Origin of the sequence: Pseudomonas brassicacearum, assembly GCF_003732175.1 — a bacterium.
GTDB lineage: Bacteria > Pseudomonadota > Gammaproteobacteria > Pseudomonadales > Pseudomonadaceae > Aquipseudomonas > Aquipseudomonas brassicacearum_G.
In genome coordinates this window covers 138457-161296 of record NZ_MOBI01000004.1, presented here as the reverse complement: position 1 = coordinate 161296, position 22840 = coordinate 138457, and the positions used below count along the sequence as shown (strand labels likewise).

Below are 22840 nucleotides of genomic sequence, written 5' to 3'. Positions count from 1 at the left end.
TTTGTGGTGAGGGCGCTTGCTCCCGCTCCTACAGGGAGGGCTTCAGCGGATCAGTGGCTGCCCGAGTGACCGAAGCCACCCGCGCCGCGCTGGGTTTCGTCGAACTCTTGAACCAGCTCGAAGTGCGCCTGAACCACCGGCACCAGCACCAGTTGGGCAAGACGTTCACCCACCACGATGTTGAAGTCGGTCTGGCCGCGGTTCCAGCAGGAGACCATCAGCGGGCCCTGGTAATCGGAGTCGATCAGCCCGACCAGGTTGCCCAGCACGATGCCGTGCTTATGGCCCAGGCCCGAGCGCGGCAGGATCAGCGCTGCTAGGCCCGGATCGCCGATGTACACCGACAGGCCGGTCGGGATCAGCAGGGTTTCACCTGGCTTGATGACGGTGTCCTGTTCCAGCATCGCCCGCAGGTCGAGGCCGGCGGAGCCTGGCGTGGCGTACTGCGGCAGCGGGAATTCGCGGCCAATGCGTGGGTCGAGGATCTTGGCTTGTAAAGCGTGCATGCGAGTTAAACCTGGTTCAGACGTTCGGCGATAAAAGTGATCAGCTGGCGGGCGATTTTGCCCTTGCTGGTCTGGGCGAAGAGCGTTGCGTGCAACTCCCGGTCGATCACGCTGCAAGCGTTTTCCTCGCTGTTGAAGCCAATGCTCGGGTTGGCCACGTCGTTGGCGACGATCAGGTCGAGGTTTTTGTCTTTCAGCTTGCGTGCAGCGTAGTCGAGCAGGTGTTCGGTTTCGGCGGCGAAACCGACACTGAACGGACGGTCGGGGCGTGTGGCAATGGTCGCCAGAATGTCTGGGTTGCGGACCATTTGCAGCAACAAGCCGTCGCCGTTCGTAGGGTCTTTCTTGAGTTTTTGTGGGGCGACAACTTCCGGGCGATAGTCCGCTACCGCGGCAGAAGCGATGAACAGGTCGCAAGGGATCGCGGCTTCACAGGCGGCGAGCATGTCGCGAGCGCTGACCACGTCGATCCGGGTGACGCGATCCGGGGTTGGCAGGTGCACGGGGCCGGTGATCAAGGTCACTCGGGCGCCGGCTTCAACCGCGGCTTCGGCCAGGGCAAAGCCCATTTTCCCGGAGCTGTGGTTGGTGATGTAGCGCACCGGGTCGATGTTTTCCTGGGTCGGGCCGGCGGTGATCAATACGTGTTTGCCGGTCAGCGCCTGGCGCTGGAAGCAGTCGGCGGCGCATTGCGCCAGGTCGTTGGCTTCGAGCATGCGGCCCATGCCGACGTCGCCGCAGGCCTGGCTGCCGGACGCCGGGCCGAAGACCTTGAAGCCACGACTTTCGAGCAATTGGGTGTTGGCCTGGGTGGCCGGGTCGCGCCACATGGCCTGGTTCATCGCCGGGGCCAGCGCGACGGTGGCGTCGGTGGCCAGTACCAGGGTGGTCAGCAGGTCATTGGCGATGCCTTGGGCCAGGCGCGCGATCAGATCGGCGGTGGCCGGCGCGATCAGTACCAGGTCGGCCCATTTGGCCAGCTCGATGTGGCCCATCGCAGCTTCGGCCGCCGGGTCCAGCAGGTCCAGGTGGACCGGGTGCCCGGAGAGTGCCTGCATGGTCAGCGGGGTGATGAACTCGCTGCCGCCGCGGGTCATGACCACGCGCACTTCGGCCCCCTGGTCGATGAGTCGGCGAACCAGCTCGGCGCTCTTGTAGGCGGCAATGCCGCCGCCGACGCCGAGAACGATGCGTTTCCGATACAGCCGCTGCATAGGCCTGCCTTTCAATTCATTGATGACTACGTGGCGAAACCCCTCCCCAGGGTGAAATCGCCCGCAAAAAAGATGGACTACGATATCACAGCGACCGCAACGGAACAGCGGCGCCCACACACATGGAGGTGCTATGAGCATTCGCGATTGGCCGGCGGCAGAGCGTCCGCGGGAGAAGCTTCTGGAGCAGGGTTCGGCGAGCCTTTCGGACGCCGAGTTGCTGGCCATCTTTCTACGCACCGGGGTGACCGGCAAAAGCGCAGTCGATCTGGCGCGCCACCTGTTGCATCAATTCGGCAGCCTGCGCACGTTGCTGGAGGCCGATCAGCAGACGTTCGGCAGCCAGCTTGGGCTGGGGCCGGCAAAGTTCGCCCAATTGCAGGCGGTGCTGGAGATGGCGCGGCGGCATTTGGCGGAACGCTTGCGTCGCGACTCGGTGCTCAAGAGCCCGATCGAAGTGCGCAATTACCTGAAGGCGATGTTGCGCCATGAGCCGCACGAGGTGTTTGGCTGCCTGTTTCTGGACTCCCGGCATCGGGTGCTGGCGTTCGAGATACTGTTTCGCGGCTCGATCGACAGTGCCAGCGTCTACCCGCGTCAGGTGGTCAAGCGTGCACTCGCGCACAACGCCGCTGCGCTGATCCTGTGCCACAACCATCCGTCAGGCAGCGCCGAGCCCAGTCAGGCGGATCGAGCGCTGACCAAGCGCCTGCAAGAGGCGCTGGACCTGATCGATGTTCGGGTACTCGACCATTTCATTGTCGGTGACGGCGATCCGCTGTCGATGGCCGAGTACGGGTGGATGTAGTCCGGGACTATTTCAGGCTGACTTTCGAGTAATCCTGACGGCCAAACGGGCTGACCTGGTAGCCCTGAACGTCCTTGCGCGTCAATGCGTAGGCGGTCGGGTGCGCCAGTGGCAGCCACAGCGCCTGTTGCTGGATCTGCGTCTGGGCCTGTTCGTAAAGCTTGCTGCGCACGCCTTGTTCGGTTGTGGTCTTGCCGGCGCTGATAACCTTGTCCAGGCCCGGGTCGCAGAAGCGGGCGAAGTTGGTCCCGGACTGGACCGCCGCGCAGGAGAACTGTGGCGTGAGGAAGTTATCCGGGTCACCGTTGTCGCCGGACCAGCCCATGAACAGCAGGTCGTGTTCGCCGGCCTTGGCGCGGCGGATCAGTTCGCCCCATTCAATCACCCGGATTTCCGCCTGTATCCCGACTTCAGCCAGATCCGCCTGCAACAGCTGGGCGCCAAGGCTGGGGTTCGGGTTGAGCAGGCTGCCGGAAGGGCGGGTCCAGATCGTGGTTTTAAAGCCCTCCTTGAGCCCGACCTTGGCCAGCAATGCGCGCGCCTTGGCGATGTCCTTTGGATAACCTGGCAGGTCCTTGGCGTAGCTCCAGGTGTTGGGCGGGTACGGACCGTTGGCAGCTTGTGCGGTGTCTTCGAAAACGGCCTTGAGGTAGCTGGCCTTGTCGAAGGCGAGATTGATCGCCTGGCGGACTTCGGGTTTATCCAGCGGTGGGTGCTGGCTGTTGATGGCCACGAACGCGGTCATGAACGCCGGTGTGCTCTCGACCTTCAGGGTCGGTTCCTGAGCAGCGGCCTGCACGTCCAGTGGTTTGGGCGACAGGGCGATCTGGCACTCGTTGCGCCGCAGTTTCTGCAAGCGCACGTTGGCGTCCGGGGTGATGGCGAATACCAGGCTGTCCACTGCCGGTTTGCCGGCAAAGTAGTCGCGGTTGGCCTTGTAGCGAATCGACGCATCTTTCTGGAAGCGCCCGAAGATGAACGGGCCGCTGCCGATCGGCTGGCTGTTGAGCTTCTCGGGCGTGCCGGCCTTGAGCAACTGGTCGGCATACTCGGCCGAGTAGATCGAGGCAAAACCCATGCTCAGGGTGGCAAGGAAGGTCGAGTCGGGATGGTCCAGGGTAAAGCGCACGGTCAGCGGGTCCAGCGCGTCGATTTTCTTGATCAGCGCGGGCAATTGCATCGATTGAGCATGAGGGAAGCCACTTTGGGCGACTTTGTGCCAAGGGTGGGCCGGGTCGAGCATGCGCTCGAAGCTGAACTTCACGTCTTCGGCGCTCAGGTCACGGGTGGGGCTGAAGTACTCGGTGTGGTGGAATTTCACCTGTGGGTGCAGCTTGAAGACATACGTCAGGCCATCGGTCGACACTTCCCAGCTGTCGGCCAGGCTGGGGACGACTTTGCCGCTGGCGGCATCGAAATCGACCAGGCGGTTCATCAGCACGTCGGCCGAAGCATTGGTGGTGGTCAGCGAGTTGTATTGAACGACATCGAACCCTTCCGGACTGGCCTCGGTGCAGACGCTTAAAGCGGCAGCCTGGGCCAATGGGCTCAGCAAGAGTGGGGCGAGCAACAACGGTAGGGCAGCGAGGCGCATGTGTGAGTTCCTGTGCAGATCGAAGGCCCATCTGCGAGTGCAGTCTGGAAAATGGCTACCCTAGTGGGCTCTTTTACAAATGACTATCCCCTTTTTCATTTTGTGACGTGCGTCCGGCTTGTTTTTTCGGCAAAATTTGCGCCGTATGAGCCCCAGTGCAAAGCCAATCAGAGTAGATTGGCACGGGAAAACCGTCTGCGCAGACGTGGATGTCGGTACTCTGCGACGAGCGGTCGCGGCCATCGACAGCCTTTGTTCAAGGCGTCTGGCGCCGTAAAACCAGGGTTTTTGAAAAGTCTGTTCACACCGATAGTTGTTGCTACGGGGTCTTTCTGGTATAAAGCAGCGCTCTTTTCTAGGGGCCCGGTTCCTTCACTGTAGGTGTAGCCGGTAAGACCCTTAAAGAAACGCGGCGCCTGGCGCCAAATGACTGAGAGATTAAGCGGCCAACCCATGCCGGGTTGGGCATGTGGTTTTAGAGGGCTGAGGCATGTCGAGAGTCTGTCAAGTTACCGGTAAGGGTCCGGTGACTGGGAATAACATTTCCCACGCAAACAACAAAACCCGTCGTCGTTTCCTGCCGAACCTGCAGCATCACCGCTTCTGGGTTGAAGAAGAGAAACGTTTCGTGCGTCTGCGCGTATCTGCCAAAGGCATGCGTATCATCGACAAGCGTGGCATTACTGTCGTGCTGGCCGAAATCCGCAAAGCTGGCAAGATCTAAGGGAGCTAATCATGCGTGAATTGATTCGTTTGATTTCGAGCGCCGGTACTGGTCACTTCTACACTACCGACAAGAACAAGCGCACTACGCCGGACAAAATCGAGATCAAGAAATTTGATCCGGTTGTTCGCAAGCACGTGATCTACAAAGAAGGCAAAATCAAGTAATTGATTTTTCCCTCTTGAGAAAAAGGCCCGTATCGCAAGATACGGGCCTTTTTTGTTGTGGTCAGAAAAGCCTCAGGCCTTCTGTTCAAACGCCACGTAGATCTTGCGGCACGGCTCCAGCACCTCCCAGGTGCCGCGGAAACCGGCCGGAATGACAAAGCGATCGCCCGCCCGCAGGGTCTTGGCATTGCCGTCGTGGTCACGCAGCACCGAAACCCCCTGCACGATTTCGCAGTATTCATGTTCGGTGAAATTCACCGTCCATTGCCCGACTTCACCTTCCCACACGCCGGCGTTCAACTGACCGCACGGGCTGTTGTAGTGGTTATAGACGGCTTGCTCGGGGTTGCCCTTGAGGATTTTTGCGGGGTCCGGGCGGTAGCGCTCGGCGGCTGTGGTGGCCTGGCTGAAGTCGACGATGTCGTGGATGCTCATTCTTGTAATCCCCCGTGATTGCGGCGCGAGTGGCTGAAAAGCAAAGTCTATGTTTATTAAAATGAACATCGCAAGGCCGTTTACCGGACTTATGTCAAATATATTGAAACATGAGGGGCCGCTGGTTTAGGGTGGCAGTTGCCTTGGGCCGAATTGAAGACTGGCCGGGCAGAATTCCTGTAGGTGCCTGCGTAGATCGCGTGGCGCTCGTATTCAATAAGAGGAGGACTCTCGTATGACTACCTTGACTCGTGCCGACTGGGAACAACGCGCCCGCGACCTGAAGATCGAAGGCCGTGCCTACATCAATGGCGAATACACCGCAGCGGTCTCCGGCGAGACCTTCGACTGCATCAGCCCCGTCGATGGCCGTCTGCTGGGCAAGATCGCCAGCTGTGATGCCGCCGACGCCCAGCGCGCCGTAGAAAACGCTCGCAGCACGTTCAACTCGGGCGTCTGGTCGCGTCTGGCACCGGCCAAGCGCAAAGCCACCATGATTCGTTTCGCCGGCCTGCTCAAGCAGCACGCCGAAGAGCTGGCGCTGCTTGAAACCCTGGACATGGGCAAGCCGATCAGCGATTCCCTGTACATCGACGTTCCGGGCGCGGCGCAAGCGCTGAGCTGGAGCGGTGAGGCCATCGACAAGATCTACGACGAAGTGGCCGCCACCCCGCATGACCAACTGGGTCTGGTGACCCGTGAGCCAGTGGGTGTGGTTAGCGCCATCGTGCCGTGGAACTTCCCGCTGATGATGGCCTGCTGGAAACTCGGCCCGGCGCTGTCCACCGGTAACTCGGTGATCCTCAAGCCGTCCGAAAAGTCCCCGTTGACCGCCATTCGCCTCGCGGCGCTGGCCGTTGAAGCCGGTATCCCGAAAGGCGTGCTGAACGTGCTGCCAGGCTACGGCCACACCGTAGGCAAGGCGCTGGCCTTGCACATGGACGTCGACACGCTGGTGTTTACCGGTTCGACCAAGATCGCCAAGCAACTGATGATTTATTCCGGCGAATCGAACATGAAGCGCGTCTGGCTTGAGGCCGGCGGCAAGAGCCCGAACATCGTGTTTGCCGATGCACCGGACCTGCAAGCTGCGGCCGAGTCCGCTGCCAGTGCCATCGCGTTCAACCAGGGCGAAGTCTGCACCGCCGGTTCGCGTCTGCTGGTCGAGCGTTCGATCAAGGATAAATTCCTGCCGCTGGTGATCGAGGCCCTGAAGGCCTGGAAACCGGGCAACCCGCTGGATCCGGCGACTAACGTCGGCGCGCTGGTCGACACGCAACAGATGAACACCGTGCTGTCCTACATCGAATCCGGTCACACCGACGGCGCCAAACTGGTGGCGGGCGGCAAGCGGATCCTTCAGGAAACCGGTGGCACCTACGTTGAACCGACGATTTTCGATGGCGTGAGCAATGCCATGAAGATCGCCCAGGAAGAGATCTTTGGCCCGGTGCTGTCGGTCATCACCTTCGACAGCGTCGATGAAGCGATCCGGATCGCCAACGACACGCCGTATGGCCTGGCCGCTGCTGTCTGGACCTCGGATATCTCCAAGGGCCACCTGACCGCCAAGGCCCTGCGTGCCGGCAGCGTGTGGGTCAACCAGTACGATGGTGGCGACATGACCGCGCCGTTTGGTGGTTTCAAACAGTCGGGCAACGGTCGTGACAAGTCGCTGCATGCGTTCGACAAGTACACCGAGCTGAAGGCGACCTGGATCAAGCTGTAAACCATTCAGGGAGCCTGTTCTGAATCAGGCTCCCTGAACGATGCAGATCCCCTGTGGGAGCGAGCCTGCTCGCGATAGCGGTATGACAGTCGACGTCAATGTTGAATGTTGCGCCGTCATCGCGAGCAGGCTCGCTCCCACATTTGTTTTGTGCCGTTTGTAAAAAATAATTATCCACAGGAGCGTGGAGCATGCGTTGGGCGACTTATTTCGCCGTGTTGGCCTCTGTCCTGAGCGTCGGCCTGGCACGGCGCAGCTGCGATCTTGGCAATGCAAGTCGCACCACCTGACGGGGATGTTTTCTAGAGCATCCGCTCCAGCCCCACCGATTTGCTGAGCCAGGCATTGAAATGTCGCCACCAGCTCCCCGGCTCACGGCTCAGGGTGTGTGGCTGGCCGTTGTCTTCAGTGACCCACACCATCCGGCCGTTCTCTAGCCGGGCCTCGTAACTCAGGGCCGGTGACATACCTTGCAGGGCCAGTTCGCGAACCTGTTCGGTGAGTTCCGGGCTGTCCACCAATACCCCGACTTCAGTGTTCCAGAGCACCGAGCGCGGATCGAAATTGAATGAGCCGATGAACGCCTTTTGTCGGTCAAAGATCATCGCCTTGCTGTGCAGGCTGGAAACGGAGCCACGGGAGGCGGCGCTGTGGAACAGGTTCGGACCACTGCCGACATGCTCGCCGGGTTGACGGCGCAACTCGAACAGCTTCACGCCATGTTCCAGCAGCGCCTTGCGGTACGGCGCGTAGCCACCATGCACGGCGGGCACGTCGGTTGCGTCCAGGGAGTTGGTCAGCAAGCTGACGGAAACCCCGGCATCCGCGCGTCCCGTCAGGTAGACCAGCCCCGTTTGGCCTGGGACGAAATAGGCCGAGATCATGATCAGCTCGTTACTGACGCCTTGTAACTCGGGCGCCAGTTGGGTGGTCAGCAGCAGTTGCGGATCCGGCTCGTCCTTGGCCAGCACTTTGCTGGGGGCGTCCCACAGTGCCTGGTTCCAGGCCCAGATCAATTCGCGCCGCCAGACATCCAGGCGTGGATGGGTCTGGTAAATCTTCAGTTGCTGGTACAGCGCATGGTTTTGTTGGCGGGTGCCTTCCAGCGACTCCTGCAGTCGCAGTCGGGTGTTGGCCAGATCCTTTGCCGTGGGTTTGCTCGAGATAAACTCATCGATCGGTTTGCTCAGGGCGCTGTTCCAGTACTGGTCGAAACTGTGCCCGAGCTGCTCGGCCACCGGGCCGATGCCGAGCATGTCGATGTCGGTGAAGTTCAGGTCGGGCTCGGCATCGAAGTACTCGTCGCCCAGATTACGGCCACCGACAATGGCTGCGCTGTTGTCCGCCAGCCACAGCTTGTTGTGCATGCGCCGATGCTGCAAAGACAGATTGAACAGCCGCCCCATGGTGCGGGTCAGCCCGGTGCTGCGCCCCAGGTGCAGCGGGTTGAACAGGCGAATATGAATCTGCGGATGCGCAGCAAGGGTGGCGATGATCTGGTCCAGGCCATCGCTGGTGGTGTCGTCAAGCAGAATGCGTATGCGCACGCCGCGATCGGCAGCCTTGAGCAGCTCCGCCGCCAGCAACCGTGTGCTGACACCGTCGTGGACGATGTAGTACTGCAAGTCGAGGCTGCTTTGCGCATTGCGAATCAGTTCGGCACGCGCCATGAAGGCTTCACTGCTGTTGGGCAGCAGGCGGAAGCCGGAACGGCCCTGATACGTCGCAGCCTGTGCCTGGATCGAGCGCCCGAAGGCGGAGTCCGCCGCTGGCAGCGCTTGGCTCGGCTCGTGATGCACGGCGAGAGAGGTGCAGCCGCTCAGCAGCGAGATGAGCGGCAGAAGAAGCAGGGCTTGTCTGGGACGCAAATCGGAGTTTCCGCGAATGGACAGGACTCGGAGTATGGCACGGCATTTGGCAATGCTCCGTGAATGCTCAAGCGTCGGTTGATGGCCTCATCTGTCCCGTTGAGTGCTGTCCTGCTGCTCGGCCAGCAATCTGATCGCCGTCGCGCCGACCTTGCGCACCGCTTCTTCAATCTGCGGTGTCGGTTTGGCCGAATAGTTCATGCGCAGGCAATTGCGGTATTTGCCCGAGGCGGAAAAAATGCTGCCGACCGCAATCTGTACGCCTTGATCGTTCAGCGCACGATTCAGTTTCAAGGTGTCGAAACCTTCCGGCAGTTCGACCCACAGCATGAAGCTGCCTTGCGGACGGCTGGCACGGGTGCCAGCGGGAAAGTAGCGGCTGACCCAGTCGAGCATCAAGTCGCGATTGCGCTGGTATTGCGTGCGCATCCGTCGCAAATGCGGTTCGAAGTGACCGCCCTTGAGGAATTCCGCAATCGCAATTTGTGGCTGCGGGGCGGTGGATCCGGTGCTGATGTATTTCATGTGCAACACCCGCTCCAGATACCGGCCCGGCGCGACCCAACCGATGCGCAGCCCCGGCGCCAAGGTCTTCGAAAACGAGCTGCAGAGCAGGACGCGGCCGTCTTCGTCGAAGGATTTGATCGTGCGGGGGCGCGGGTAGGTGTAGGCCAGTTCGCCATACACATCGTCTTCGATGATTGCCACGTCGAAGCGCTGTGCCAGGGTCAGCAGTGCTCGTTTGCGCGCCTCCGGCATGATGTAGCCCAGCGGGTTGTTGCAGTTGGGGGTCAACTGTATGGCTTTGATTGGCCACTGTTCCAGGGCCAGTTCCAGCGCCTCGAGACTGATTCCGGTAATCGGGTCGGTGGGAATCTCCAGGGCTTTCATGCCCAACCCTTTGAGGGTCTGCATGGCGCCGTGAAAGCTCGGCGAATCCACGGCAACGATGTCGCCCGGCTCGCAGATCGCGCGAATGCTGGTGGACAGCGCTTCATGGCAGCCCGTGGTGATCACCAGGTCGTTGGCGCTCAGCTGACAGCCGGAGTCGAGCATCAGGCGGGCAATCTGTTCGCGCAGTTCCAGGGTGCCGTAGATGTTGTCGTAATACAGGCCGGGCATGTCCTGCCGCCGGCTGATCTGCGCCAGCCCACGCAGCAGAGGCTTCATGGTCGGCGTGGTGACGTCCGGCATGCCGCGACCGAGCTGCACGACGTCCTTGCGTGGGACGGCGCGAATCAGCTCCAGCACCTGATCCCACTGGGAAATGTCCACCGGGCGCTGGGCTGGACGGCCAACGACCGGCAACTCCGGCAACTCGCGTCCAGCCGGAACGAAGTAGCCGGATTTCGGCTTCGGCATCGCCAGCCCGCTGTCTTCCAGTACCCGATAGGCCTGCTGCACCGTGCTCAGGCTGACCCCGTGCTCGACGCTCAATGCCCGCACCGACGGCAGTCGGTCACCCGGACGGTAGAAGCCCTGTTCGATGCGCATGCCGAGCAATTCGGCGAGGTTGACGTAAAGGGTCATGGTGCAGCCTCGGTGAAGAGATTCAGGGACCAGTACAGATGGAGCAAAAATACAGGATTCAGTCGCTAAAGCGGGAAATCTGTATGGAAGTAATACAGCTCCTTTGAATCTGTAACGGTTTTGCCGGTCCGCGCATCATGGAATCTCTGGCGACCCAAGTAAACAGGAGCAATCAAAATGAACGGCTTGAGCGATGTGCGGCTGACGTTACACAGTCAGGAGCTGGAGGCTGGGCAGGAAAAGGGCATGCACGCGGCAACGATGTGCAATGCCCCGTCCGGTCTCGGTCGCTGGGGACTGTTCTGGCATCGTCTGCACACGCGCAAGGCCTTGCTTGAGCTTTCGCCCGAGCAGTTGCGCGATGTTGGGTTGAGTCGTGCAGAGGCGCGGGAGGAGGGGCTCAAACCTTTTTGGCGGATCTGAGTTCTACGGTGTTCTCTCAGGCCAATCGCGAGCAGGCTCGCTCCCACAATTGATCACTGGTGCTCACAAAATGTGTGTTCACTGTAGATACCTGTGGGAGCGAGCCTGCTCGCGATGAGGCCGGTAAGAACACAGGCCAGCTTTCAGACCAACTCTTTCATCCGATGCCACAACATCCCCAACGCCAACAACGGCGACCGCAAATACTTTCCGCCCGGAAAGGTAATGTGCGGCACCTTGGCGAACAGGTCGAAACCGCCACCTTGTTGACCACTGATGGCTTCGGCCAGCAGCTTGCCCGCCAGGTGGGTGGCGTTCAGCCCATGGCCGGAGTAGGCCTGGGCGTAATACACATTCGGCTGGTCCTTGAGCCGGCCGATCTGCGGCAGGCGGTTGGCGCCGATGCCGATCATCCCGCCCCATTGATAGTCGATCTTCACCCCGGCCAGTTGCGGGAAGACGTCGAGCATCTTCGGTCGCATATACGCGGCGATGTCCGATGGATCGCGACCGGAATAGTGGCAGGCGCCGCCGAACAGCAAGCGCCGATCCGCCGAGAGCCGGTAGTAGTCCAGCACCACTCGCTGATCACAGACCGCCATGTTCTGCGGCAGTAATGCGTGGGCCTGCGCTGCGCTCAAGGGTTCGGTGGCGATGATGTAACTGCCGGCGGGCAGCACTTTGCCGCTGAGTTCGGGGTTCAGGTTGTTGAGGTAGGCGTTGCAGCCGAGCACCAGGGTCTTGGCGCGGACCGAGCCTTGCGCCGTGTGGACCTTGACCTCGCTGCCATAGTCGATGCGGGTCACGGCCGATTGTTCGAACAGCTTCACGCCTAGTTGCTGCGCCGCAGCGGCTTCGCCCAAGGCCAGGTTCAACGGGTGCAAATGCCCGGAACCCATATCGATCAAGCCACCGACGTAGCGGTCAGAACCGACCACGCTGTGCATTTCATGGGCTTGCAGCAATCGGGTCTCATGGCGATAGCCGAGGCTGCGCAGCTCGGCCGCGTCATCGGCGAAACCTTCAAGGTCGCGAGGTTTGTTGGCCAGGTCGCAGTAACCCCAGGTCAGGTCGCAGGCGATCTGAAAATGCTCGACCCGTTGCCGGACGAGCTCCACCGCTTCCAGCCCCATGAGTTTCATCTGACGGACGCCGTCCGTGCCGATCACCTCGGCAAACTGATCGAGGCCATGACCGATCCCGCGAATCAGTTGTCCGCCGTTGCGCCCGCTGGCGCCCCAGCCGATTTTGCGCGCTTCGAGCAGCACCACGTTGAGGCCGCGTTCGGCCAACTCGATAGCAGTGTTCAGCCCGGAAAATCCGCCGCCCACCACGCACACGTCAGCCAGCAGTTCACCTTCAAGCACCGGATAATCGGGCTGCGGAAGGCTGCTGGCGGCGTAGTAAGACGCTGTATGCCGGTTGTTCGGGGCAGGCTGCTGAACACGGGCGTTCATGGGTGTCATCCGGGTTTCGTGTGTTTAGTAAATTTTACGGAGCATAAGCCGGGCCTTTCGGGCTGGGCAACACTGGTCGGCTAATGCTGTCTGGCGCGAGGCTTTTAGGGCAAAATCCCACCCCGTTCACTTTCCCGGTACTCGCTTCGATGAGCTGCAACAGTCAGAAAATCCGCGCTCTTCGCCAGCAAATCCCCTCGTTTGAGTGCGTGCCCGGTTGCCACGACTGCTGTGGCCCGGTGACTACATCGCCAGAAGAAATGTCGCGCCTGCCGCGTAAGACCAGGGCCGAGCAGGACGCCGCGATGGATGAACTGAACTGTGTGCACCTGGGCCCCGATGGCTGCACGGTGTATGACGAGCGGCCGTTGATCTGTCGGCTGTTCGGCACCACGGCAACCCTGCCATGCCCCAACGGCCGCCGCCCGGTGGAGTTGATTCACCCACGGGTCGAGAAGCAGATCCATGAATACATGGCCAGCACCCGGCAGGTCCTGGTTTAGAGGCGCCGTTGCTTCAGGTAGACCGAGTCGCTTCAATCGCGAGCAGGCTCGCTCCCACAGTAGATTTTCAGTGGGCACCGTTTTGTGCACGGCAGGGCCCCATGTGGGAGCGAGCCTGCTCGCGATGGCGCCTGCTCAGGCAACCATTTCCTCAGACCTGACCTCAATCCGGAATCGGCAGGTTCAGGCTCTCTTTCACTTCTTCCATCACGATATAGCTCTTGGACTCACGCACGTGGGGCAATTTGAGCAGGATGTCGCCCAGCAGTTTGCGGTACGAGGCCATCTCGGAAATCCGCGCTTTCACCAGGTAGTCGAAATCCCCTGACACCAGGTGGCATTCCAGCACGTGCGGCAGTTTCAGCACGGCGCGTCGGAACTCTTCGAAGGTATCGCCGGACTTGTAGTCGAGGCTGATCTCGACGAACACCAGCAGGCTGCCCTTGAGGTGCTGCGGGTTAAGCCGGGCGTTGTAGCCCATGATGATCCCTTCGCGTTCCAGGCGCCGCACCCGCTCAGTGCAGGGCGTGGTCGACAACCCGACTTTCTCCCCAAGCTCGGTAAACGAAATCCGCCCGTCCGCCTGAAGGATGCGCAGGATGTTGCGGTCGATCTTGTCCAGCTCGCGTTTGGTCTGAGTATTGGTCCGCATAGGGGATGCGCCTCCGTAAAAAGCTATTTCGCCGAGAATTGTCGCCAAATATAGGTGCTTATATAGTGAAAAGCACTGGCAAATGTTTTTTACACTGCGCACATCTGTGATTTGAACAACAAACGTCAGCGGTAAGCCGCGATGAGGGATACTAAAATGCGCGTTCTGGTCTTGGGTAGCGGCGTCATCGGTACCGCCAGTGCCTACTATCTGGCTCGGGCCGGGTTTGAAGTGGTGGTCGTCGATCGTCAGCCGGCTGCTGCCATGGAAACCAGTTTCGCCAATGCCGGCCAGGTCTCGCCGGGCTATGCCTCGCCGTGGGCCGCGCCGGGCGTGCCGCTCAAAGCCATCAAATGGCTGCTGCAACGCCACGCACCGCTGGCGATCAAGGCCACCGCCGATATCGACCAATACCTGTGGATGGCGCAAATGCTGCGCAACTGCACCGCCAGCCGTTATGCGGTGAACAAGGAGCGCATGGTCCGTCTGTCCGAGTACAGCCGTGACTGCCTCGATGAACTGCGTGCTGAAACCGGCATTGCCTACGAAGGCCGCACCCTGGGGACTACTCAACTATTCCGCACTCAGGCGCAGCTGGATGGCGCTGCAAAAGATATCGCCGTCCTGAAAGAGTCCGGCGTGCCATTTGAACTGCTCGACCGCGCCGGCATTGCCCGCGTCGAACCGGCGCTTGCCAGCGTGACCGATATCCTCGCCGGTGCCTTGCGCCTGCCGAACGACCAGACCGGCGACTGCCAGATCTTCACTACGCGCCTGGCCGAAATGGCCGTGAAACTGGGTGTGGAATTCCGCTTTGACCAGGACATTCAGCGCCTCGACTACGCCGGTGACCGGATCAACGGCGTGTGGATCGACGGCAAGCTGGAAACCGCCGACCGTTACGTATTGGCGCTCGGCAGCTACTCGCCGAAGTTGCTCAAGCCGTTGGGCATCAAGGCCCCGGTGTACCCGCTCAAGGGCTACTCGCTGACCGTGCCGATCACTAATCCGGCGATGGCCCCGACATCGACTATTCTCGATGAGACCTACAAGGTTGCGATCACCCGTTTCGACACCCGCATTCGCGTGGGCGGCATGGCTGAGATAGCCGGTTTTGACCTGTCGCTTAACCCGCGTCGACGCGAAACGCTGGAGATGATCGTCAACGATCTTTATCCTCAGGGCGGCGACCTGGCCGAGGCGAGTTTCTGGACCGGTCTGCGTCCGACCACACCGGACGGCACGCCGATTGTTGGCGCCACTCCGTTCAAGAACCTGTTCCTGAACACCGGTCACGGCACACTCGGCTGGACCATGGCGTGTGGCTCCGGCCGCTTGCTGGCCGACCTGATGGCGAAGAAAACGCCGCAGATCAGTGCTGAAGGCCTCGATATTTCTCGTTATGGCAACACCCCAAAGGAGTCTGAAAAGCATGTCAATCCAGCGCCAGCTCACCAATGAGCGCATGAGCCAGATCGTTGCCCACAACGGTACCGTGTATCTGGCAGGGCAAGTCGGCGACGACATGAGTGCCGGGATTGAACAGCAGACCCGTGAAACCCTCGCCAACATCGAGCGTTTGCTGGATCTGGCCGGGACCGACAAGACCAAACTGCTGTCGGTGACGATTTACCTGAAAGACATCGATGCCCATTTCGAGGGCATGAACAGTGTCTGGGACACTTGGTTGCCAAAGAACGTCGCGCCCGCCCGTGCGACGGTCGAAGCCAAGTTGTGCGAACCGGAAATTCTGGTTGAGCTGTCGGTAGTGGCTGCTTTTCCTTAAGCAACGATCCCTCTCCCGGTGCTGTTGGCGGTTCACGCCGTCAGTCAGCGCCGGTTTTTTCTTCCTCATGACCGCCTAGAAGTCTGCCGCCATGCGTCCTGCCCGTGCCCTGATCGATCTTCAAGCCCTGCGTCATAACTATCAACTGGCCCGTGAAGTCTCGGGGGCGCGCGCCCTCGCGGTGATCAAGGCCGATGCCTATGGCCATGGCGCGGTGCGTTGTGCCCAAGCCCTGGAGGCCGAGGCGGACGGTTTCGCCGTGGCCTGTATCGAAGAAGCCCTGGAACTGCGCGCCGCCGGTATTCGTGCGCCGGTCTTGCTGCTCGAAGGTTTTTTCGAAGCCGATGAACTGTCGCTGATCGTTGAGCATGATTTCTGGTGCGTGGTGCATTCGCTGTGGCAGCTCGAAGCGCTCGAGAATGCCGCGTTGAGCAAGCCGATCACGGTCTGGCTCAAGCTTGATTCGGGCATGCACCGGGTTGGCCTGCATCCGGCGGATTATCAGGCGGCATATCAGCGTTTGCTGGCCAGCGGCAAAGTCTCGAAGATCGTGCTGATGAGTCACTTTGCGCGTGCCGATGAGCTGCATAGCAGCAGCGCGGCAGAGCAGGTTGCAGTGTTTGAAGCGGCGCGTCAGGGCTTGTCGGCGCAGGTCAGCTTGTGTAACTCGCCGGCGGTGCTGGGCTGGCCGCAGGTGCCGAGCGATTGGGTTCGTCCGGGCATCATGCTTTATGGCGCGACACCTTTCGAAGAAGCCAATCCAGTGGCGGCACGCTTGCAGCCGGTGATGACCCTGGAATCGAAAGTCATCAGTGTGCGCGAACTGCCGGCCGGTGAGCCGGTGGGCTATGGGGCGAAGTTCATCACCCAGAAGCCGATGCGCATCGGCGTGGTCGCCATGGGCTATGCCGACGGTTATCCGCGTCAGGCGCCTACCGGCACGCCGGTTCTGGTGGCTGGACAACGCAGCCAACTGCTGGGACGGGTGTCGATGGACATGCTCTGCATCGATTTGACTGATGTGCCGCAGGCAGGCCTCGGTTCGACGGTCGAATTGTGGGGTAAAAACATCCTGGCCAGCGACGTCGCCATGGCTGCCGGGACCATTCCCTACCAGATCTTCTGCAATCTGCGTCGCGTACCACGGCTCTATTCCGGGAGTTGAGGCGGGCTGTCGAGACCAGAAGTCGCTTTGCCAAACAGGATTCAGACCCAAGTGTTGTAAATACTGAACGCTGTCGCCATGATAACGCTCACTATCCACACAATCTGAATCCTGGGAGGCTAATGCATTGGACGTCGGTGAACGACTGCAATCGATCCGTAAACTGAAAGGTCTATCCCAGCGAGAGCTCGCCAAGCGGGCAGGCGTTACCAATAGCACCATTTCAATGATCGAGAAAAACAGCGTCAGCCCTTCGATCAGTTCGCTGAGGAAGGTACTTGGCGGCATCCCCATGTCCATGGTCGAGTTCTTTTCCGAAGAAATTCTTCAGGAAAAACCGACGCAGATCGTCTACAAAGCCAATGAGCTGATCGATATCTCCGATGGCGCAGTGACCATGAAACTGGTCGGCAAGGCTCATCCGAGCCGTGCTATCGCGTTCCTCAACGAGATCTACCCGCCAGGCGCCGATACCGGTGAAGAGATGCTCACCCATGAGGGAGAGGAAACCGGGATTCTGCTCGAAGGTCGGCTGGAGCTGGTGGTCGGGCTCGAGACATTCGTGCTCGAGGCCGGTGACAGCTACTATTTCGAAAGCACCAAACCGCACCGTTTCCGAAATCCGTTTGATGCGCCTGCGCGACTAATTAGCGCAGCCACGCCGGCGAATTTCTAAGAAAACAGGCGTCCGGCAAGGTTTTGCGAGTCGCCCCATGCTGTATTTCGCCACGACTTAATACCCCTTGGACTTTAGGGTTGTTTCAGTGTGGCGGGCTAACCGTTATACTTGCGCCCGCCTGCGAAACCGTGGCCGTGGGCGTGACTAGCCACCATTGAGGGTGTACGCGTGAATCTAATTATGAAAATGCTGGCCGCACCAGCAACCGTATTGGCCCTTTGGGCAGTCAGCGCTCAAGCGTCGACCACTGACGATATCGCCAAGCGCCTTGAGCCCGTCGGCCAGGTCTGTGTACAAGGTCAAGAGTGCAAGGGGATGGAAGTTGCTGCTTCGGTAGGCGGCGGTGCAGCGAAGACCCCCGATGAAATCATTGCCAAACATTGCAATGCTTGCCACGGCACGGGTCTGCTGGGCGCACCGAAAATCGGTGATGCTGCAGACTGGAAAAAACGCGCCGACAAAGAAGGCGGCACTGCTGCTGGCCTGGCGAAAGTAGCGCTGACAGGTCTCAACGCGATGCCGCCAAAAGGCACCTGCAGCGACTGCGAAGTGAAAGATCTTGAAGGCGCCATCCAGAAGATGTCCGGCCTGAAATAAGCCCCATCTTCAGCGAAAAAGCCGCTTGCGAGCGGCTTTTTTGTGCCTGGGATTTGACCTCGAGACTGGTCATAACGATCAGGACCCGGCAAGCTCGGACTACCTCAATTCATGGACAGGTCGGGAGGGTCTGATGGTGCAGTCGGTATCAATCGAACAGGCAGTCGATGATGTGCTCGCACGTTTGCCAGCGCATATACACCTCGGCCTGCCGCTGGGGCTGGGCAAGCCCAACCGTTTCGTCAACGCGCTCTATCAGCGCATCGCCCAGTTGCCCGAGCGGCAGCTGACGGTCTACACCGCGTTGAGCCTGGGGCGTCCGGCATTGGGGGACGGCTTGCAGCGGCGCTTTCTGGGGCCCTTCGTCGAGCGAGTGTTTGGCGACTATCCCGAGCTGGATTTTCTCGCCGACCTGCACCGTGACAGCCTCCCGGCGAACATTCACATCGAGCAGTTCTTCATGCAGCCCGGCAGCTTGCTGCACAGCGCATCGGCGCAGCAGGACTACGTCAGCAGCAACTACAGCCACGCAGCCCGGGATATCAATGCCGCCGGGTTGAACCTGGTGGCGCAACTGGTGGCCCATGACCCGCAACAGCCGGATCGACTGAGCCTGACTTGCAACCCGGACATCACCCTCGACCTGTTGCCGATGATTGCCAAGCGCCGCGCTGCCGGGGAAACCATTCTGCTGCTCGGCCAGGTTCACCGGGACCTTCCGTACATGCCGGGGGACTCGGAAGTCGACCGTGAGGCGTTCGATTTGCTGATCGACGAGGAGGAGGGCAGCACGCTGTTTTCCACACCGAACATGCCGGTGGGCTTTCAGGATCACTTCATCGGCCTGCACGCCAGCACCCTGGTGCGGGACGGAGGCACCCTGCAAATCGGCATCGGTGCCATGGGCGATGCACTGACCGCCGCGTTGCTGTCACGGCAGGCGGATAACGACGGCTACCGTGCGCTGTTGACGGACCTTGATGTGCATTACTGGGCACCACTGATCAGTCGTGAAGGCGGCGTGGAGCCCTTCGCCAAGGGGCTTTATGGTTGCAGCGAGATGTTCGTCAACGGTCTGCTGGCGTTATCCGATGCCGGGATCGTGCGGCGTAAGGTTTATCCGAGCGTTGCCCTGCAACAGCACGCCAATGCCGGGACCCTGGATGAGTCGGCTCAAGTGGGCGGCATCTCGATACACGGTGGATTTTTCCTCGGGCCGCGCAGTTTCTATCAGCGGTTGCGGGATTTACCCCACAGCAAGCTCGCTGAATTCAACATGACCGCCATCAGCTACATCAACGAACTGTACGGTCAGGAAGAACTAAAACGCTTGCAGCGCCGGGATGCGCGTTTCATCAACAGCGCGTTCACCATGACCTTGCTCGGCGCCGGTGTCGCTGATCAATTGGAAGATGGGCGGGTGCTCAGCGGTGTGGGCGGGCAATACAACTTCGTCGTCCAGGGCCATGCGCTGGAAGGGGCGCGCTCGATTCTGATTTTGCGCAGCTGGCGTGAGTCGGGCGGTGAAGTGAGCTCGAACATGGTCTGGAGGTACGGCCACTGCACGATTCCGCGGCACTTGCGTGACATTGTGATCACTGAATACGGCATCGCCGATTTGCGCGGCAAGACCGATGCCAAGGTGATCGAGGCGTTGCTCAACATCAGCGACTCGCGCTTCCAGCCAGGCTTGATCGAACAGGCGCAGAAGGCCGGCAAATTGCCGAAGGATTTTTGCCTTGATCCGCGCTTCACCGACAATAGCCCGCAGCGCTTGCAGGCGATTGCTGCGCGGCACCCTCGGTTGTTTCCAGAGTATCCGCTGGGCAGTGATTTCAGCAGCGAAGAGCGGGATTTGTTGCGGGCGCTGAACTGGCTCAAGAGCAAGTTCAAACTCACCGAGATTTTGCCGTTGGGCAAGGCTGCGCTGGATGCGCCGGAGCCATCGGAGTACCCGGTTCATCTGGAGCGGATGCAACTGACGAAGCCTGAGGGATTGAAGGAGGACTTGTATCAGCGGTTGCTGCTGGCAGGCCTGAAGGCCACAACCCAAGCCTGATCGTTCCCACGCTCTGCGTGGGAATGCCGCCCGTGACGCTCCGCGTCACATTCCGGAGCGGACGCAGAGCGTCCTGTTGATGCATTCCCACGCGGAGCGTGGGAACGATCATTGCCTGGGGTTATTCGATGAAGGTCACGACGCCATCGGCCAAGGACTTGACCCGGGCCAGGGATTCGACGCGGTAGCCTTGCGCGTCCAGCTCGGCGCGGCCGCCCTGGAACGATTTCTCGATCACGATACCCAGGCCTGCCACAGTGGCGCCGGCCTGTTTGATGATCGAGATCAGCGCCTGCGACGCCTTACCGTTGGCCAGGAAGTCGTCGATGATCAGCACGCGGTCGCTGCTGGTCAGATGACGTGGAGAGATGGCCACGGTGCTTTCGGTTTGCTTGGTGAACGAGTAAACGCTCGCCGACAGCAGGTTTTCAGTCAGGGTCAGGGACTGGTGCTTGCGGGCGAAGATCACCGGCACGCCGAGGTTCAGACCGGTCATGATCGCCGGAGCGATGCCCGATGCTTCGATGGTGACAATCTTGGTGATCCCCGAATCCTTGAACAGCGTGGCGAATTCGTCGCCGATCAGCTTCATCAATTGCGGGTCGATCTGGTGATTCAGAAAGGCGTCGACTTTCAGGACCTGGTCGGAAAGCACGATGCCTTCTTCGCGAATTTTCTTGTGCAGTGCTTCCATGAAGCTTCCTCATAAAGCGCGTTAAGCGCCAAAAAGTCGGTTAAAAAGTAGCCGATTCTAGCGCTTTAACATCGCGCGGATATCCGCCAATGCGCTATTGCCACGCACGGCTTTGACTTCGGTCGGGGTGTCGTCGTTGCCTTCCCAGGCCAGGTCGTCCGGCGGCAGTTCATCGAGGAAACGGCTCGGCGAGCAGTCGATGATTTCGCCGTACTGTTTGCGTTTGGCGGCAAAGGTGAACGCCAGGGTCTGGCGTGCACGGGTAATCCCGACGTAGGCCAAACGGCGTTCTTCTTCGATGGTGTCGGCTTCGATGCTGGAGCGGTGCGGGAGGATTTCCTCTTCCATGCCCATGATGAACACGTAGGGGAATTCCAGGCCCTTGGAGGCGTGCAAGGTCATCATCTGTACGCCTTCGGCGCCGTCTTCCTCTTCCTGCTGACGTTCGAGCATGTCGCGCAAGACCAGCTTGCCGATGGCGTCTTCGACGGTCATTTCGCCGTCTTCGTCTTTTTCCAGGGTGTTCTTCAGCGCCTCGATCAGGAACCAGACGTTACCCATGCGGTAGTCGGCGGCCTTGTCGCTGGAACTGTTGGTGCGCAGCCAGTTCTCGTAGTCGATGTCCATGACCATGCTGCGCAGGGCGGAGATCGGGTCTTCGCCGGCGCACTGCTCACGCACACGGTCCATGAAACGCTTGAAGCGTGCCAGACGATCGGTGAAGCGGCTGTCCAGATGTTCGCCCAGGCCGATTTCATCGGTCGCGGCATACATCGAGATCTTGCGTTCGGTCGCGTAGTTACCGAGCTTCTCCAGCGTGGTCGAACCGATTTCCCGGCGTGGGACGTTGATCACCCGCAGGAAGGCGTTGTCGTCATCCGGATTCACGATCAGGCGGAAGTAGGCCATCAGGTCTTTGACTTCCTGGCGTCCGAAGAAGCTGTTGCCACCGGAAAGGCGATACGGAACCTGGTGGTGTTGCAGCTTCAGTTCGATCAGCTTGGCCTGGTAGTTTCCGCGGTAGAGGATCGCGAAATCGCTGTACGGGCGGTCGGTGCGCAGGTGCAGGCTGAGGATTTCCACGGCCACGCGCTCGGCTTCGGCGTCTTCGTTGCGGCAGCGGATCACCCGGATCTCGTCGCCATGGCCCATCTCGCTCCACAGCTGTTTTTCAAACTCGTGGGGGTTGTTCGAGATCAACACGTTGGCGCAGCGCAGGATGCGGCTCGTGGAGCGGTAGTTTTGCTCCAGCATCACCACTTTCAAGGACGGATAGTCGTCCTTGAGCAGCATCAGGTTTTCCGGGCGGGCACCGCGCCAGGCGTAGATCGACTGGTCATCGTCGCCCACCACGGTGAACTGGTTTCGGGTGCCGATCAGCAATTTCACCAGCAGGTACTGGCTGGCGTTGGTGTCCTGATACTCGTCCACTAGCAGGTAGCGGACTTTGTTCTGCCACTTTTCGAGAATGTCGGCGTGTTCCTGGAACAGCTTCACCGGCAGCAGGATCAGGTCGTCGAAATCCACCGCGTTGAACGCCTTGAGCGTGCGCTGGTAGTGGGTGTAGACGATAGCGGCGGTCTGCTCCTTGGGATTGCGGGCGTTTTCCAGGGCTTCGGGTGGCAGGATCAGGTCGTTTTTCCAGGCGCCGATCATGTTCTTGATCTCGTCGACGCCGTCGTCGCCCGAGTATTCTTTTTGCATGATGTCGGTCATCAGGGCTTTGACGTCGGTCTCGTCGAAAATCGAGAAGCCCGGTTTGTAGCCCAGCCGCACATGCTCCTTGCGGATGATGTTCAGCCCAAGGTTGTGGAACGTGCACACCGTCAGACCGCGTCCTTCACCACCCTTGAGCAATGTGCCGACCCGCTCCTTCATCTCGCGCGCGGCCTTGTTGGTAAAGGTCATGGCGACGATGTACTGGGCGCGAATGCCACAGCTCTGGATCAGGTGGGCGATTTTGCGGGTGATAACACTGGTCTTGCCGGAGCCAGCACCGGCGAGCACCAAAAGTGGGCCGCCGACGTAGCTCACGGCTTCTTGCTGCCGGGGATTGAGTCGGGACATGACGGAAAAGGGAGTCGTTTGCGAAAAGGGCAGGCATTTTAACAGGATGCACAGATTCTGCTGCCTCTCTCCGACTTGTGACGTACCACGCTATCTAAATTTGCCGGTTTTGTTACTTTCCCGCAGGATGCGTGCTGAATTGGCGACTAATGTTCGATTCACAGCGGTACAACAGAGTGTTTG

22 protein-coding genes are annotated in these 22840 nt (G+C 60.2%); 12 read left to right on the top strand and 10 right to left on the bottom strand.

Going from position 1 to position 22840, the window contains the following annotated elements:
* Nucleotides 1-50: 50 nt before the first annotated feature.
* Both dut and coaBC read right to left on the bottom strand, forming a co-directional pair.
* Complete coding sequence (gene dut / locus BK658_RS03625; RefSeq protein ID WP_123581093.1) at nt 51-506, bottom strand: dUTP diphosphatase; 456 nt, start codon at nt 504-506, stop codon at nt 51-53.
* Nucleotides 507-511: 5 nt separating this feature from the next.
* Entirely contained in the window at nt 512-1720 is a 1209-nt protein-coding gene (gene coaBC / locus BK658_RS03620) for a bifunctional phosphopantothenoylcysteine decarboxylase/phosphopantothenate--cysteine ligase CoaBC (RefSeq protein ID WP_071552794.1), read from the bottom strand.
* A gap of 133 nt (nt 1721-1853) precedes the next feature.
* Here coaBC and radC point away from each other — a divergent pair, with 133 nt between their 5' ends.
* Complete coding sequence (gene radC / locus BK658_RS03615; RefSeq protein WP_123581092.1) at nt 1854-2528, top strand: RadC family protein; 675 nt, start codon at nt 1854-1856, stop codon at nt 2526-2528.
* Between the two features lie 7 nt (nt 2529-2535).
* Here radC and BK658_RS03610 read toward each other — a convergent pair whose 3' ends face one another.
* The gene (locus tag BK658_RS03610; protein ID WP_123581091.1) at nt 2536-4122 is read right to left on the bottom strand and encodes an ABC transporter substrate-binding protein; all 1587 of its coding nucleotides are present in this window, start codon (nt 4120-4122) and stop codon (nt 2536-2538) included.
* Nucleotides 4123-4612: 490 nt separating this feature from the next.
* On the opposite strand from BK658_RS03610, the gene rpmB reads away from it, so the two are divergent.
* Nucleotides 4613-4846 (top strand): 50S ribosomal protein L28, encoded by a 234-nt coding sequence (gene rpmB, locus BK658_RS03605; RefSeq protein WP_007894701.1) that lies wholly within the window; start codon nt 4613-4615, stop codon nt 4844-4846.
* An 11-nt stretch (nt 4847-4857) separates the two neighbouring features.
* Complete coding sequence (rpmG, locus tag BK658_RS03600; protein ID WP_007894709.1) at nt 4858-5013, top strand: 50S ribosomal protein L33; 156 nt, start codon at nt 4858-4860, stop codon at nt 5011-5013.
* Nucleotides 5014-5085: 72 nt separating this feature from the next.
* Here rpmG and BK658_RS03595 read toward each other — a convergent pair whose 3' ends face one another.
* Entirely contained in the window at nt 5086-5448 is a 363-nt protein-coding gene (locus BK658_RS03595; RefSeq protein WP_123581090.1) for a cupin domain-containing protein, read from the bottom strand.
* 235 nt (nt 5449-5683) lie between these two features.
* On the opposite strand from BK658_RS03595, the gene BK658_RS03590 reads away from it, so the two are divergent.
* Complete coding sequence (locus tag BK658_RS03590; protein ID WP_123581089.1) at nt 5684-7177, top strand: aldehyde dehydrogenase; 1494 nt, start codon at nt 5684-5686, stop codon at nt 7175-7177.
* 302 nt (nt 7178-7479) lie between these two features.
* Here the strand turns inward: BK658_RS03590 and BK658_RS03580 are convergent, their stop codons facing one another.
* Nucleotides 7480-9045 carry a phospholipase D family protein gene (locus BK658_RS03580; protein ID WP_123581087.1) on the bottom strand — a complete coding sequence of 522 codons (1566 nt, stop codon included), beginning with the start codon at nt 9043-9045 and terminating at the stop codon, nt 7480-7482.
* An 87-nt stretch (nt 9046-9132) separates the two neighbouring features.
* Nucleotides 9133-10575, bottom strand: a complete 1443-nt coding sequence (locus BK658_RS03575; protein WP_123581086.1) for an aminotransferase-like domain-containing protein — start codon at nt 10573-10575, stop codon at nt 9133-9135.
* A 177-nt stretch (nt 10576-10752) separates the two neighbouring features.
* Here BK658_RS03575 and BK658_RS03570 point away from each other — a divergent pair, with 177 nt between their 5' ends.
* Nucleotides 10753-10998 (top strand): DUF1127 domain-containing protein, encoded by a 246-nt coding sequence (locus BK658_RS03570; RefSeq protein WP_123581085.1) that lies wholly within the window; start codon nt 10753-10755, stop codon nt 10996-10998.
* Between the two features lie 143 nt (nt 10999-11141).
* Here the strand turns inward: BK658_RS03570 and BK658_RS03565 are convergent, their stop codons facing one another.
* Nucleotides 11142-12455 (bottom strand): NAD(P)/FAD-dependent oxidoreductase, encoded by a 1314-nt coding sequence (locus tag BK658_RS03565; RefSeq protein ID WP_123581084.1) that lies wholly within the window; start codon nt 12453-12455, stop codon nt 11142-11144.
* A 149-nt stretch (nt 12456-12604) separates the two neighbouring features.
* On the opposite strand from BK658_RS03565, the gene BK658_RS03560 reads away from it, so the two are divergent.
* Nucleotides 12605-12958 carry a YkgJ family cysteine cluster protein gene (locus tag BK658_RS03560; RefSeq protein ID WP_054594636.1) on the top strand — a complete coding sequence of 118 codons (354 nt, stop codon included), beginning with the start codon at nt 12605-12607 and terminating at the stop codon, nt 12956-12958.
* 163 nt (nt 12959-13121) lie between these two features.
* On the opposite strand, the gene BK658_RS03555 is transcribed toward BK658_RS03560, so the two are convergent.
* Entirely contained in the window at nt 13122-13610 is a 489-nt protein-coding gene (locus tag BK658_RS03555) for an Lrp/AsnC ligand binding domain-containing protein (protein WP_003206849.1), read from the bottom strand.
* Between the two features lie 156 nt (nt 13611-13766).
* Between BK658_RS03555 and dadA the strand changes: the two genes are divergently transcribed.
* From dadA to BK658_RS03525, 6 genes are all read left to right on the top strand, one after another.
* Nucleotides 13767-15071 (top strand): D-amino acid dehydrogenase, encoded by a 1305-nt coding sequence (dadA, locus tag BK658_RS03550; protein ID WP_019694261.1) that lies wholly within the window; start codon nt 13767-13769, stop codon nt 15069-15071.
* Nucleotides 15043-15396, top strand: coding sequence for a RidA family protein (locus tag BK658_RS03545; RefSeq protein ID WP_123581083.1), 354 nt, complete (start codon nt 15043-15045; stop codon nt 15394-15396). The genes dadA and BK658_RS03545 overlap by 29 nt, the downstream gene beginning before the upstream one ends.
* A gap of 91 nt (nt 15397-15487) precedes the next feature.
* Nucleotides 15488-16561 (top strand): alanine racemase, encoded by a 1074-nt coding sequence (gene alr / locus BK658_RS03540; RefSeq protein ID WP_123581082.1) that lies wholly within the window; start codon nt 15488-15490, stop codon nt 16559-16561.
* Nucleotides 16562-16688: 127 nt separating this feature from the next.
* A complete protein-coding gene (locus tag BK658_RS03535; protein ID WP_019694258.1) occupies nt 16689-17237 on the top strand; it encodes a cupin domain-containing protein in 549 nt (182 codons plus the stop codon).
* A 183-nt stretch (nt 17238-17420) separates the two neighbouring features.
* Nucleotides 17421-17837, top strand: coding sequence for a c-type cytochrome (locus tag BK658_RS03530; RefSeq protein ID WP_019694257.1), 417 nt, complete (start codon nt 17421-17423; stop codon nt 17835-17837).
* 133 nt (nt 17838-17970) lie between these two features.
* Entirely contained in the window at nt 17971-19896 is a 1926-nt protein-coding gene (locus BK658_RS03525; RefSeq protein ID WP_123581081.1) for an acetyl-CoA hydrolase/transferase C-terminal domain-containing protein, read from the top strand.
* A gap of 121 nt (nt 19897-20017) precedes the next feature.
* Here BK658_RS03525 and BK658_RS03520 read toward each other — a convergent pair whose 3' ends face one another.
* Nucleotides 20018-20590, bottom strand: a complete 573-nt coding sequence (locus tag BK658_RS03520; RefSeq protein WP_054594631.1) for a xanthine phosphoribosyltransferase — start codon at nt 20588-20590, stop codon at nt 20018-20020.
* A 57-nt stretch (nt 20591-20647) separates the two neighbouring features.
* Nucleotides 20648-22657, bottom strand: coding sequence for a DNA helicase Rep (gene rep / locus BK658_RS03515; RefSeq protein ID WP_054594630.1), 2010 nt, complete (start codon nt 22655-22657; stop codon nt 20648-20650).
* Nucleotides 22658-22840: the final 183 nt, after the last annotated feature.